Source organism: Flavobacterium sp. CFS9 (genome assembly GCF_041154745.1).
In the GTDB taxonomy this organism is placed as follows: Bacteria; Bacteroidota; Bacteroidia; order Flavobacteriales; family Flavobacteriaceae; genus Flavobacterium.
Window position 1 is genome coordinate 4589611 of the sequence record NZ_AP031573.1, and the last position, 13803, is coordinate 4603413.

The 13803-nt window shown below is 36.4% G+C and carries 9 protein-coding genes; 2 read left to right on the plus strand and 7 right to left on the minus strand.

Annotated features, from left to right (window positions below):
- Positions 1-178: 178 nt before the first annotated feature.
- Positions 179-1930 carry an alkaline phosphatase gene (locus ACAM30_RS19395; protein ID WP_369616162.1) on the minus strand — a complete coding sequence of 584 codons (1752 nt, stop codon included), beginning with the start codon at positions 1928-1930 and terminating at the stop codon, positions 179-181.
- Between the two features lie 314 nt (positions 1931-2244).
- Here ACAM30_RS19395 and ACAM30_RS19400 point away from each other — a divergent pair, with 314 nt between their 5' ends.
- Positions 2245-3384 carry a serine hydrolase domain-containing protein gene (locus ACAM30_RS19400; RefSeq protein WP_369616163.1) on the plus strand — a complete coding sequence of 380 codons (1140 nt, stop codon included), beginning with the start codon at positions 2245-2247 and terminating at the stop codon, positions 3382-3384.
- A gap of 67 nt (positions 3385-3451) precedes the next feature.
- Here the strand turns inward: ACAM30_RS19400 and ACAM30_RS19405 are convergent, their stop codons facing one another.
- The 4 genes from ACAM30_RS19405 to ACAM30_RS19420 form a co-directional block, all read right to left on the minus strand.
- Entirely contained in the window at positions 3452-4150 is a 699-nt protein-coding gene (locus ACAM30_RS19405; RefSeq protein WP_369616164.1) for a DUF1826 domain-containing protein, read from the minus strand.
- 224 nt (positions 4151-4374) lie between these two features.
- Entirely contained in the window at positions 4375-5799 is a 1425-nt protein-coding gene (locus ACAM30_RS19410; protein ID WP_369616165.1) for an amino acid permease, read from the minus strand.
- A 230-nt stretch (positions 5800-6029) separates the two neighbouring features.
- A complete protein-coding gene (locus ACAM30_RS19415; protein WP_369616166.1) occupies positions 6030-9347 on the minus strand; it encodes a carboxypeptidase regulatory-like domain-containing protein in 3318 nt (1105 codons plus the stop codon).
- Between the two features lie 276 nt (positions 9348-9623).
- A complete protein-coding gene (locus ACAM30_RS19420) occupies positions 9624-10454 on the minus strand; it encodes an NAD-dependent deacetylase (protein WP_369616167.1) in 831 nt (276 codons plus the stop codon).
- 161 nt (positions 10455-10615) lie between these two features.
- Between ACAM30_RS19420 and ACAM30_RS19425 the strand changes: the two genes are divergently transcribed.
- Complete coding sequence (locus ACAM30_RS19425; RefSeq protein ID WP_369616168.1) at positions 10616-11467, plus strand: hypothetical protein; 852 nt, start codon at positions 10616-10618, stop codon at positions 11465-11467.
- A 58-nt stretch (positions 11468-11525) separates the two neighbouring features.
- On the opposite strand, the gene ACAM30_RS19430 is transcribed toward ACAM30_RS19425, so the two are convergent.
- A complete protein-coding gene (locus ACAM30_RS19430) occupies positions 11526-12881 on the minus strand; it encodes an MBL fold metallo-hydrolase (RefSeq protein WP_369616169.1) in 1356 nt (451 codons plus the stop codon).
- 1 nt (position 12882) lies between these two features.
- A complete protein-coding gene (locus ACAM30_RS19435; protein ID WP_369616170.1) occupies positions 12883-13713 on the minus strand; it encodes an ATP cone domain-containing protein in 831 nt (276 codons plus the stop codon).
- Positions 13714-13803: the final 90 nt, after the last annotated feature.

A 13803-nucleotide genomic window follows, 5' to 3' on the forward strand; every position in this document is an offset into this window, starting at 1 on the left:
TGAAACGATTATGATTTATAACTAATAAGAAAATTGCGCAAAGTCAGAGACATTTGCGCAGCTTTTCATAAGGGACTCTACTAGTTTTATAAACTTTAATAATTTTTAAGTGCAAAAAATGCGCAAAGTCAGAGACATTTGAGCAGCTTTTCATAAGGAACTCTGTCGAATAAAATTCCTATGCTATCGTATATTTTTTTTCTGTAACCGTATTGGTGGTTTCGGTTGTTACACTGTCTACAAATCGCCATTCGGCTTCAGAACCGGATGCTGTAAATTTAAGGTAGGTATATCCTCGCTTGTACAAATTGGCATATTCTAAATCATCTATCAGGACTGTAAAGGCTTGTGCTAATTCTATTGCTTTTGTAGGGTCTGAAGTAATTCCGAAATAAGATTCCAATCCCGGTGATGAAACCGAACTACACGCTATTTCAGTTCCTATGTGTTTTCCCTGCATATCCGTAAGTTTACCCATCCATGCATTGTGAGTATCTCCGGCCAAAACCACTACATTTTTTCCGGAAAGCATCGCGTATAATTGCTCTCTTTCGGCAAAATAACCGTCCCAGGCATCCAAATTATAAGGTAAAGTTGTGGTAACTCTTGCAATTTCCTGAGCCGTTAATGAAGGATCTCCTTGTTTGTATCTCATTTTAATCACCACAAGTTGAGAGATTGTAGTGGTAAGCGCTTTCATAGTCGCCGGTGTTGCGCTTCCTAGTTTAGAAACTTCTCCTAAAATTTGATTCAGAAGCATTAATAGCTCCGCAGGAATCAGCATTTTGGTCATCAGGATTTGCTGACCTAATACTTTCCATTTAGCGGTATCTGCATTGATCTGCGATCCCAGCCACGCCATTTGCTCGCTTCCGATTAATTTTCTGTTGGTGCTTAATAAATCGGTTTTGAATTTTGTCTGGTCAAAATTTCCGCTATTATCGATATAATCACCGTAACTCAACTGCTTGTCTCTCGCAATCACTCGGGTATCCATCATGTAAAGAGAAAGAATAGTACCAAAATTAAAACTTCTGTAAATTCTAAAATCTTTTCCTGTTTTAAGCGGAATATACTCGCTATAAGCCTGGAAAGCGGCCATTTTTCTCACCTGAAAATCTCCTTCGGAAGGCTGATGGTTTTCGGCACCGGATTTATAGGTATCGTTGGCAAATTCATGATCGTCCCAAACGCATATAAAAGGTTTCTTCTGATGCAGCAACTGCAGGTTTTTATCTCCTCTGTATTGTCTGTATCGTTCCCTGTAATCGCTAAGACTTGTAATTTCTCTGGCGGGTTTGTGTTCTCTGCCCAGCGGATTGGTAAAAGGGTTTGTTCCGTACTGTCCCGGCGCATATTCGTAAATATAATCTCCAAGATGTACCACTACATCGGCATCTGAAGAAGCGATCGCTCCGTACACATTGAAAAGCCCTGCCGGAAAATTAGAACAGGAAACAACCGCCATTTTTACCTCATTTACACTGTCTGTTTTAGACGGCAATGTGCGTGTTTCACCAGTAACCGTTACTTGCTTGGTTTTGGCATTATAAAATCGATAATAGTATTTTGTATTCGATGGAATGTTCTGAACATCTACCGCTATTGTAAAATCGTTTGTAGAAGATGCTGCTGCCTGTCCTTTTCTGGTTATTTCAGTAAACGAGGCATTCTTACTTACTTCCCAATTAATTTCGGCATCTGAGCCAGTTGAATATCTTGTCCAGATAATCACTCCGGTTTCAGTAGGATCAAAACTGGCAACACCAGTCTCAAACCCTTCGTTTTTCATTCCGTCCGGAGCACCATCATTGTCTGTTTTGTCATCATTACTACAGCTTTCAATCAATGGGGCGATGAAAACTCCTCCGGCAACCAATAGAGAATTTCTAAGAAACCTTCTTCTGCCTAAATCCTTGTTCTTTTCCATAAAAAATTTTATTTCAAAAAAACAATTTAATCTCAAAGCCAAAGTTATGGCAGATTTAAAATTACCTTACATTACTATTAAGAATTCATTTACTAAAAATAAAGTAAGAAGCAACTTTAAAAATGAAAGATGATGTAAAATTTTATCAATTCTTTCCCTAATTTGGTGCAAAATTTAAAGTAAACAATAATTTAATAACACTAAATTTATTCCTTTTCTAATGGATTAATATGCATATTTGAAACCAACTATTGTGTACAAAGGCGTTTAAAAACATAACCAGCTCTGAATCAAAAATATAACATTATAAAACTATGAAAAATAGATTCCTTCTAATTCTTCTGTTATCCTCAATCTTTTGTTTGGCTCAAAACTCAAAACCAGAAAATACTACTATCAAAATAGTAATCGATAGCGCTGCAAATAGAATGATAAAAAAACCTTTAATTCATTCTACTTCAATTGTATTAGTTTATCAAGGAAAGGAATTTATTGGTCATTATGGAGAATTAGAAAAAGGAAAAAATAACTGCCCTGATAATGAAACGATCTATGAAATAGGTTCTTTAAGTAAAACATTTGCAGGGACACTTGCTGCAAAAGCAGTATGCGAGAAGAAATTGAATATTGAAGATGAAGTGCAAAAGTATTTACCACAAAATTATCCAAATCTAAAGTATGGAAAGCAGCCTCTTCTTGTCAAACACTTGCTTTCACATACAAGCGGAATTCCAAATATGTTACCCTTTGAAGCCAATACAATTCTACAGAATTTTACAAACCACGATACTCCCGCAAAAATTAATCAACTCTTTAAAAATTATGGACAAAAGGATTTTTTAAGAGACCTTCATAAAGTCAAAATTGATACTGTTCCGGGATATAAATACTCTTATTCTAGTGCAGGTACTCAACTTTTAGCTTTTATTTTAGAGAAAGTTTATAAAACAAAGTATGAAGAACTATTAACCAATTTCATTGCTAAAGACATTGCAATGCAGAACACAAAAATTAGTCTTTCTAATCAGGAAGCCAAAAGACTTGCGGTCGGTTATCACAGTGATAATAATGTAATCACCTCACCAATGCCGCAATTGCCATGGGGAGCATCCGGTAATATGAAATCAACAATACCTGATATGGCGAAATATATTAAGTTTCAGTTGAAGAATAATAAAATCGCAGCTGAATCACATAAAACAATTGTAAAATTTGACGATGAGTTTAGTATTGGTTATTTATGGAATATAGCCACAGATGATAAAAAACTGGGAACTTTTTACATTCATCATGGTGGAGTACCACGCTCTCAGTGTTACATTTATATAATTCCAAAATACGATCTGGGTGCATTTATTATTACGAATCAAAGTGGCACGAACACAGCCAAAGTTATGGAAGATACATTAAATGAAATATTCGAAAAAATAACACAAACTGGAAATAATGGATAAAATTATACTGCCTTAAGCCTTCGTAATTTACCTCTTAGAAGATCCGGAACAAATTTTATTTCATTCCTCAACAAATCAGCAGCAATCGATATTCTCCGTCATTTTCTATGGGTGCTCTGTGAATGCAAGGCAGTACTTGTTGTTTCGGATGATCTACCGCCAAACGCCAAAGATTTCCTACTCCTAAATTAACAGGTTCTGCATTGGGATGTAACTGATAATGCAAATCGAAATAATTTTCCTCTAAAAAACTCTCAAACTCTTCCGGCGGTCCATCGTGTAGCTCTTGCAGCTTTGCCCTGATCTCCGGAATTAGGATTTTTTGTTCTGCCTGCGAATTAGAAACAATATCACTTGCTGCCCCGTGGTAAGTACATAAAAAAGTATCGGTTGCAATGGGCGAACGATCGACATGGAAGGAATATACATCTGTCGATATGTAATCAAACTCGTCATCACGTTCGTAACATTTTAGTAAATTAAGTGAAGGCAAAGCTCCATAATCCGTTAATAGTTGTAGATCGTTTAAGATTGTTTCTCTGGCTATACTCCCCTTTTCGGTAAGTTCAAGTGCGATTAGATCTTCGGGGTAAACTTCTGTGATATTTGCTTCTAAAGATAATTTGGCCACAATTTCGCTAAAATCTCCATCCAGGTTTCTCTGCCAGCACAGCGCATTCCTTTCGCCTTTGAAAGGAGTCTGTACCAATTCAGAAAAAGAAGCTGTTACTCCAATTTGGTTGTTGTTCAAAAATGTGTTGCTCATAGTATTGTATTTGGAGGCTGCTTACAAAGTTTTTTATTTAAACACACAGAAATATAGTTTTTATACCTAAAAAAGATACAAAAAGAGACATATTTCTTTCATATAGTAAAGAACTCTGTGCTTTTTAACGAAGTGAAACGCCTTTCGAGAAGTCAGCGCCTATGTTTCTATGTGTTTAAAAATAATTCCCAACGGAAATATTAAAGTAATCCCGTAAAAGTCACTTATTTTTTTGTTTTATAAACTTTGTAAAATATAAAAAGAATACCCAGCCAAATAGGGATTAATTCTACAGATAACTTCATATCCGTCATCCACATAATAGCTAGAATACCTACTAAAAATACCAGACAGATATAATTACTTACCGGATAAAATATAGACGGAAACATTGTTATGGTACTTTCCTGCTCTTTTGTACGTCTGAATCGTAAATGCGTATACGAAATCATTCCCCAGTTGATAATTAAAGAAGATACCACTAAAGACATTAAAATGCTAAAAGCTTCTTCGGGAATTACTTTATTGATTAAAATACAGATCGCTGCAAAGCAGGAAGAAATTAAAATCGCATTAATAGGCACGAATTTTTTGTTTAGCTTCTTTAGAAACTTAGGCGCATTACCCTGATCTGCTAAACCATACAACATACGTGAGTTACTGTACACACTGCTGTTGTACACTGATAAAGCTGCGGTTAAAACAATTAGATTTAACACATTGGCAATCAGGCGTGTAAAATATATTTTGGTACCGAACAATTCAAATTCCATTCCGTTTAAATTTTGAAAAACCATTACAAACGGACTACTGTCTGTGGTAATTTGCTGCCATGGTGACAAAGCAAATAAAATAACCAATGCTCCTACATAAAAGATAAGGATTCTATAGATAACCTGATTGGTTGCTTTTGGAATGTTTTTCTCCGGATTCTCTGCCTCAGCAGCGGTAATTCCAATTAGTTCTAAACCGCCAAAGGAGAACATAATCAGTGCCATTGCAGACAATAATCCCTGAAAACTACCTGATGGCGTTTTTTCAAAGAAGCCTTTTGGGAAAAAACCTCCATCATTGTATAAATTATGAATGGTCGCCTGCTCCCCTCCTGTACCGCTTACCAACAGATAAGTACCAAAAAGGATCATGGCAATAATAGCTACCACTTTTATGATTGAAAACCAAAATTCGGTTTCCCCGTAAACTTTTACCGAAGCGAAATTCAATGCATTAATAACCAGGAAGAAAAATAAACTGGACGCCCACAGCGGAATTTCGGGCCACCAAAACTGTACATAAACTCCAATAGCTGTCAGTTCGGCCATACTCACGAGAATGTATAAAATCCAATAATTCCAACCTGAGGCAAAACCCGCAAAAGAACCACAATATTTATACGCGAAGTGACTAAAGCTTCCCGAAACTGGCTCTTCGACAACCATTTCACCAAGCTGTCTCATAATGAAAAAAGCAATAATTCCGGCAACGGCATATCCTAAAATAACTGATGGTCCTGCCAGTACGGCCGCCGGGCCAATACCAAGAAAAAGACCGGTTCCTATTGATCCTCCTAAAGCAATTAATTGAATGTGACGGTTGGTCAGCCCACGTTTAAGCTGATTCTCTTCTACGACTTCCTGATTATTTTTCACAAATTAGATTTTTAAATGAGTTGACAGCGAAGATAAGTTAAAAAAGGAATCGTACAAAGTATGTTCAGCACTAAAACTCTTGTGAGATCGCCTTACATTTAAGAGCTTTCCGGAAGTATGACATTAGGAACCCCGGATTCTCTATTTTTAATCCGAAGATTAAAAAGAAAAACGGCATTGAAACAAAATTCAATGCCGTTTTTAAAATGTATTCAAAAGAAACTATCCGTTTATTTTCCAAAAATATATCTGATTGAAAACTGAGCCTGCCAAACATCAAATGTGGAAGCGTTTTTCTGGAATGTATCTTTAATTAAATATCTATTCCCGTCAGGATCTGTTTGTGTAGCCAGGGTATAAACAGGTACGTTTCCTGCGGTTGTAGAAGAATAAGCCAATACGTTCGGGTTAGTAGCTCTTTGTGTCACTCCCCAGTTTTTATTGATCATGTTTGTAAAATTCAGAATGTCTGCTCTAAATTGGAAAGAGTTCTTTTTACCTGCAATTTTAATATAAACGTCTTGCGAAATAGACAAATCTAATCTGTGCAGCATCGGCAGAATAGCAGCATTTCTTTCTGCATACTGACCTCTTCTGGTACGAAGATATTTGTCCTGATCAATGTAGGCATCAAATGCTGTTCTTTGTTCTGCCTCTGTATAAGTTCTGGTCGTTGTAATTCCATTTACCGTACTTGATACTACTAAAGGAGCAAAACTTAGTTGGAATGCACTGTTTGGTACGTATAACAGATCGTTTCCGTTTACTCTGTCGCCATTCATATCACCACTGTAAGCATAAGTAAAAGGATTCGCTGTTTCTCCGATATATCCAAGATTGATGGAAGTAGCACCTCCTAAACCTTTTCCGTATTCAATTTTGTATCCAATGATACCAACTAAACGATGTGGTGTGTTATTGTTGGATAATGATACATCCAAATCATTATTTCCGTTAACAGATCTGGCACTTGTCCATGACCCTGAAGCAATAGATCCCGGAGAAATTAAATCTGCCGCTTCAGAATGTGTGTAGGCGAAGGATCCCCAAAGTCCTTTTTGGTATGGATATTCTAATTTAAAGGTTGTAGAATAAAAATATCCTTTATCAGAATTGGTCAAAACAATCCCGTTTGAAACATTATCATTTACTCTTGTTCCGTTGTCATTTCTTGAATATCTTGGTCGGTTATCTGCTCCCGAAAAAGTTCCTACCGGTGCATCAAAATTTGCATTATAATAATTGATTGCATTGATATTCTTTTGGATTACTCCTTCAATCGAACCTACAAATCCAAATGGAAGTTTTTGGTCGATTGCCATCGTGGTTTTCCATACTTGCGGATATTTAAACTTTTTATCTGTAAAGGCTAAGTCAAAAGTGGAAGGAAGCGTTGGAGTCGACGGGGTGAAATATTGTGCAGGTCTTGGCGTGAAACCATAACCTCCTGTGGCTAAAGCAGCACCACTTACATCGATAAAACCTGTAAGTACACCATTATTCCCAATTTGGTTTGACAGATATACTGCAGGAGCTCTTCCGGTAAATACACCTGAACCTCCTCTTAATATAGTTGAAGCGTCTCCGTTAAAATCTAAATTGAAACCTACTCTTGGTTCAAATAAATATTGTGCATCAGGCATTTCTCCTGTATTGAATTTTTCTCCGTTTGCAAAAGTCATCGCCGTTACTGTTGGGTTCTCTAACGCAGTGTCTGCAAACCATACTCTGGACGCTCTAAGTCCTACTGACAGTTTAAATCTGTCACTTAGTTTTATTTCGTCCTGAGCGTATAAATCCAGTTTGTTTGTTTTCAGGACCTGTAAAGGTTCAACTCCGCCCGGTAAAGCGGAATATCTGTATTGAAAACGAGCAGGTGAAGTAGCTGTTGCATTAGAAGGTGCTCCTCCATTTGCTGCTGATTGATCTGCTGCTGCGTAAAAATCTGCTAAAGAGTTGAATATATAAACACCATTTGATCCGGAGAAGAATAAATTGCTTGATTTAAAGTATTCAAAATTTGCTCCTAAAACAATGGAATGTTTACCAATAGTTTTGGTTAAATTATCTGTGAAATGCAGCGTTGAATAGCTAAGTTTGTTTCCTTGCGTAAACGGATCTAAACCTACAGATATATAATTTGCCGTACCCTTCTTAATATCAATTGTAGGGAACAATCCTCCTCCCTGAAGTCCTCTGTCTTCAATTTGTTTATCGTAACCTGCGATAAAATTATTATACCATGAATTGCCTAATTTACTGTTCAATTCCAATACAAAAGATCTGGTATTGTCTAAGATCGTATAACCACTGTTTTTGAATGACATTGCTAATGCACTTGTTCTTCTGTTTCCAAAACCTAATGAATTGGAATTTGAAGTTAGCTCGTCTGACGAAGAATTATGATGTACATAACGGGCTGTAAGTTTATGATTATCATTAATATTCCAGTCTATTCTCGCTAAGAATTTTTTAGAGGTTTTGGTGGCGTCATAATTTTCCCATGGACCTGTTTCATAACCAAACTTATCTCTCATATAATTAGAAAGAGTCTGCATTTCCTGATAAGTCGGTTCTGATATCTGAGCCCCGCCTTGTGGCGATCCTGTTGAAGTCCATGTTGTTGCCGGACTTGTATTTTCAATGGTTTCGAAGTTTCCAAAGAAAAATAATTTATCTTTAATAATGGGTGCTCCAATACGTGCTCCCCATATTTTTTCATCAAATTTTCCAGGTTTGATCGTCACATCTTTTCCGGGATGTGTTCCAATAAAACTGGATTTATTGCTTCTGAAAGAGTTGTAAACCGATCCTTCGATTTCGTTTGTTCCACTTCTTGTTACGGCGTTAATTCCGGACCCAAGAAATCCCGACTGACGAATATCGTAAGGGGCAATATTAACCTGCAGCTGCTCTATAGCATCAAGCGAAATAGCTGTTGATCCTGTTCTTCCTCCTGCTTGAGATTCACTCCCAAGACCAAAGCCGTTATTGAATACGGATCCGTCAATAGTAAAATTATTCAATCTTGAATCCTGACCACCAAAAGTACCATTAGCACCGGCGTTTGCATTGTATTTAGTGATAGAGTTTACAGAACGTGCTCCTAATACAGGAACTGCTACGATTTCCCTATTTGTAAATTGCTGTGACGCGCCCGTTTTTCCTTTATTAAAATTTCCATTGGATTTGGTTGTCACTACCACTTCCTGTAAAGCGTTTGGCTCTTCGTCGATTTTAACGTTTACGGTTAGATTGTTCCCCAGACCAACATTAATATCTGTAATTTCAGTTGTTTTGTAACCTATGTAAGTAACCTTTAAAGTATATGGGCCTCCCGGTCTTAAACCCTGTGCTGCGTATCCGCCATCAAACCCTGTTGTCGAATAGTATTTAGTTCCGGTAGGTTTATGAACTATTTCCACTGTAGCTCCGGGCAGGGGCTCTCCTTTGTTTGATCTAATCGTTCCTGACATTGCTGAACTTGTAACCTGAGCATGACCATAGGCCGATAGAAGAATAATCAAAATAAAAATAACTTTTCTCATTGTATTGTTCAATATTTAAGTTTTTAGGAGACAAAACTACAGCGCCTAAAAGCAATAATGTTAAAGCAATGTTAAATAAACCGCGACTATATTATGATACAGTTTCCCAGTTTTCTTCAAGGTAAAGAGTTTAAAGTTTAGTAGTAATAAGCTATAATTAACTTGTGGAAAGAAATTTCTTTGACCCATAGAAACAGTACCTTTTTTAAGCTTAAAAAAGGCATTTCATAAATTACAATGCACCATGTAACGGATGTGGATAAAATATAAAATAATCTATTTCCCGATTATAGTCTCCAATATCTCTCTTATTGTTTTTAATGTCACGGTCGAAGTTTCGCGAATGATTATTTTATGCTTCTTTTCTTTAATCAGGTCTGTGAATAAATTGTCTTCGGTATTAATATCCACTATAGTTCCTCCGTACTTCAAAGTAGTTTCGGCAATAGCCATGGGCAGATTTGTTGCTCCGGATGTTCCCACAATAAAAAGAATACCCGAATTCTTGGCGATCTTTAAGGAACTAAATTTTTTGTTTGTTTTTTCGTCGTAATATTCATCAAACCACAAAATATTGGGTCTCATCCAGCTGCCGCATTGTTTGCATTTAAGTAATTCGATGTATTCTTTGGTCAAATCCTCATCGATATCTTTTCCTTTAATTTCAGCAGGCAAACTTTCTATTTCCTTACATCCGTTCGAGCATTTAATTTCTCTGGTTTTTCCATGTATTTCATAGATTCTCTCGGTACCGGCGCGTCTGTGCAGATTGTCAATATTTTGCGTTATCAAATGGAATCTGTCTTGCAGGAGATTTTCAATTTTTACAATTTCATGATGACTTTCATTGGTGTGAGCGCTCTCAAACATCCTTTTTCTAAACAGTGAATACTGCCAAACTTCTTCTGGATTCTCTTTGAAATATTTAAAGGTTCCAAATTCTTCCGGTTTATGAAACTTGGTTCCTTTTACCCATATACCGTCTGCACCTCTGTAAGTGGGTATGCCGCTTTCTGCAGAAATTCCCGCACCTGTTAAAAATGTAAAAAGATTTCTATTGTTTTTATGATACACCTGATTTATGATTTCAGTAAGTTGTTCTTTCATTTTTTTATTGTTAAAATACTTTCTTTACTTCTTCTGCTATATTCAATAACAATTAGATCGGAATATAGAGATTTACTTTTCTTTCTGCTAAAATTAGTTTTCTTTTTTTCTAAATACTAATGTACATTTGGCTTAACTATAATCCAATATCATAACTACACATGTTTAAAAATATACTTTTCTGTTTAGCTTCCATTATATGTTTTTATGCCTGTAATCGTTTTGAAAAGGAGAAAACTCAAAAAACTGCAATTATAAGCGACAGTTTAAAAAATGAAGCTTTTAAGACTGCACAAATTGAATCAGAAATAAAGGATAATACTATTTATCCGGTTTATAATCTGACTCCTACTACGACAGCCATAGTTATTGAAATCTTTAATTCTGAAAAAATATCTGAATATGAGAAAATCTACCAAAAAATAAACGAGACAGATTCATTAGAAACTTTTTTTTACAATCCGTTTGCTTCAAAGAATATGAAATTCAAATTCTATGATACTTTAGGGATTGTTCAACTTATTAAAAGCGACATCTTAGAAAAAGAAATCAAGAAAATTATTGAACCAAAATACTACATTTATGGAACCAAAGGGGTGTCAGAAATGACTGTTGATGAAGTACTTTGCAGAATTGATGATTGTAGAGAGAATTTTATAGCTTTAACTCTCAAAAATTATGATACTGCCAAAAATGGTAAACCTCTTCTTTGTAGCATAAAACCCTTAAAACTTAATTACGGAAAGAACTACTTCGCCATTCAAAGAAAAATACAAAAAATGGATGATAGTATCGTATACCGCTACAGTGATGCTGACAGTACCAAAACAAAAATTTTTGCCAATATAGGACCAGCCTATTTTGTTTACAATGACGATTTTTTGTGGGGAAAAAACGCAAACCTGTCAAAATGCAAATTTCCCGAGAGGAGAGTCCTTATCCAAGGGAAAAACAATACTTTTAAAACCATACTTCTTGGTGGATTGGATTTGTATGGTTTAAGTTGTGATTAGCTGTTGATATTGTATGCGTTAGTGTGCAATTCCATTTTGTCCATTTTGCAAACCTATTCTAAACATCAATTTCATTCCCCATTAACGGAACGGTACATTTAAAATGGTACTGTTTCTGAATTTTAATTCGTAATTCATCGGCAGGCAGGTTTTCGCCGTGTACGAGAAAAACACATTTCGGAGTATTTTCAAGAGCAGACAACCAGTTTAAAAGATCTTTTTGATCTCCGTGCGCAGAGAGTCCTTCTATCTGAAAGATTTTTGCTCTTACAGAATAGTAGTTTCCGTATATTTTGATTTCTTTCGCACCCTCAAGCAATTTTCTTCCACGCGTACCTTCTGCCTGATAACCTACAAAAATAACGGTGGTTTTTTCGAGACTTATGTAATGTTCAAAATAGGACAATACCCTTCCTCCTGTTGCCATACCGCTGGCTGCGAGAACCACTTTGGGCTGAGGATTTTCTATAATCCGCATGGTTTCTTCGTACTCCGAAACAATAGTGAACATTTTAGACATTTCGTGACAATCCCCGACCGATAGTTTGTGCCATTGCGGGTTTTCTAAAAACACATGCAAAGCATTACTCCCCATTGGAGTATCGAGAATGTAGGGAACGTCTGGAATTCTCCCTTCTTTTTTAAGCTTCCACAATAAAAACATCACCGATTGTACGCGCTCCACAGCAAAACCAGGTATGATTACAGTTTCTTTTTTTGCTATGGCTTTATTAATCAGTGTTTCCAGTTCTTTTTTCACGTCTAACTCTGCGTGCAGTTTGTTTCCGTAGGTACTTTCCAGAAAAATATAATCGGCCTTTACGGGTTTGGTTGGCGGAAACATCAATACATCGTCATCACGTCCGATATCCCCCGAAAATACTAACGTTTTACCTTCGGCATTTACAGTAATACTACAGGCTCCGATAATATGTCCCGCATTTTCAAACGCGGCAGTTATATCATCTGCAATCTCAACTGTCGTATTTGGTGGTATTATTTTGAAAAATGGCATAACAGCTTCTGCCTGCTCTACGGTATACAGCGGTTCTGCTTGTTCATGTTTAGAGTATTCCTCTTTGTTGGCTCTTTCGGCCTCTTCTTCCTGAATTTTGGCACTGTCTAGAAGTACCAGTCTTGCTATGGCTTTGGTTGGAGCGGTACAGTATATTTTTCCTTTAAAACCTTGTGCTACTAATCGGGGCAGCCAGCCACAATGATCCAGATGGCCATGTGTAAGAAGTACAAAATCTATTGTGGAGGGTAAAACAGGTAACGGGTCCCAGTTGAGTTCTCTCAGTGCTTTTATCCCCTGAAAAAGTCCGCAATCAATTAGTATCCTGCTATTTTGAGTTTCTATGAGTGTTTTTGAACCTGTAACGGTTCCTGCACCTCCTATAAATTTTACTTTCATCTTAAATAAGTTTACAGATTTGTGAAGCTTCGTGTACTATATTCTTGATTCGGTTTGGACTAATCCCAATTTTCTTTAGTCCTTCAGGATCGTCAAGAAGATCTTTTACCAATATCTGATCGAGGAAAAGCAATTTTTCTTTTTCGACCATAGATAGTGTTGTCAGGCAGGTAATTGGATAAAGTGCTCCCCTATCAATTTTGTTTTTAAGATTTTTATCTTCGGGATAATCCCAGCTTAAAAGAGAAATTCCGCTACAATTTGCAAAATCCTGCGCGTCTTTAGTAAAACGATTGTTAGTCACTATAATACAGGACGTGAAAGTTTCATTATTAGAAAAAATAATATGTCGTTTTTCTCTCAAATCATTAAACCGGGAAAGAATATACATCGGCACTTTTACATCTGATGCGCCTTCTTTGCTTCCGTGAAACTTACACTCAATCATCGTTATCATATTGTCTTTCATAATGGCAACGTCTACTTCATGAGAGACGCATTTACCCTGGAGCGTCAGATTAACTTTAGATTTGAATCCTTCTGCAGCATACAATCTTGCGATAAATTTCTCAAAGTAGAAACCTGCGGGGCCAAGCATTTGCAAGGCTAGCCTGATATTGTAACGCGCCGCATGTCCGTTTGCTGCTTTTTTTAAAAGTCCAAATGCCATTTTATAGATTTCTTTGGTAGAGATACCATCGTAGATTTGCTTTTCTATTTGATATAACACCTCTTCTATAACATCAGAAGCGGCTCCTGATTTTTTAAGGGAAAGCTTCAGTTTTTCTTTGTCGAAAGGAACCTTATGTCCCGAGTGCTTCGTGATTTTCATGGCAGATAATGAGTTTTCAATTGTACTTTAAATTGTCTCTAATAAAAATCTGATCTCCAGCATTATAAACAGACTTGTAGTTCTAACAAA

Bases quoted from the DNA above. Each gene is read 5' to 3' on its own strand.
- ACAM30_RS19420 (WP_369616167.1), bottom strand. From the start codon at position 10,454: ATGAAAGAACAACTTACTGAAATCATAAATCAGGTGTATCATAAAAAC.
- ACAM30_RS19400 (WP_369616163.1), top strand. From the start codon at position 2,245: ATGAAAAATAGATTCCTTCTAATTCTTCTGTTATCCTCAATCTTTTGT.
- ACAM30_RS19430 (WP_369616169.1), bottom strand. From the start codon at position 12,881: ATGAAAGTAAAATTTATAGGAGGTGCAGGAACCGTTACAGGTTCAAAA.
- ACAM30_RS19395 (WP_369616162.1), bottom strand. From the start codon at position 1,930: ATGGAAAAGAACAAGGATTTAGGCAGAAGAAGGTTTCTTAGAAATTCT.
- ACAM30_RS19415 (WP_369616166.1), bottom strand. From the start codon at position 9,347: ATGAGAAAAGTTATTTTTATTTTGATTATTCTTCTATCGGCCTATGGT.
- ACAM30_RS19425 (WP_369616168.1), top strand. From the start codon at position 10,616: ATGTTTAAAAATATACTTTTCTGTTTAGCTTCCATTATATGTTTTTAT.
- ACAM30_RS19435 (WP_369616170.1), bottom strand. From the start codon at position 13,713: ATGAAAATCACGAAGCACTCGGGACATAAGGTTCCTTTCGACAAAGAA.
- ACAM30_RS19405 (WP_369616164.1), bottom strand. From the start codon at position 4,150: ATGAGCAACACATTTTTGAACAACAACCAAATTGGAGTAACAGCTTCT.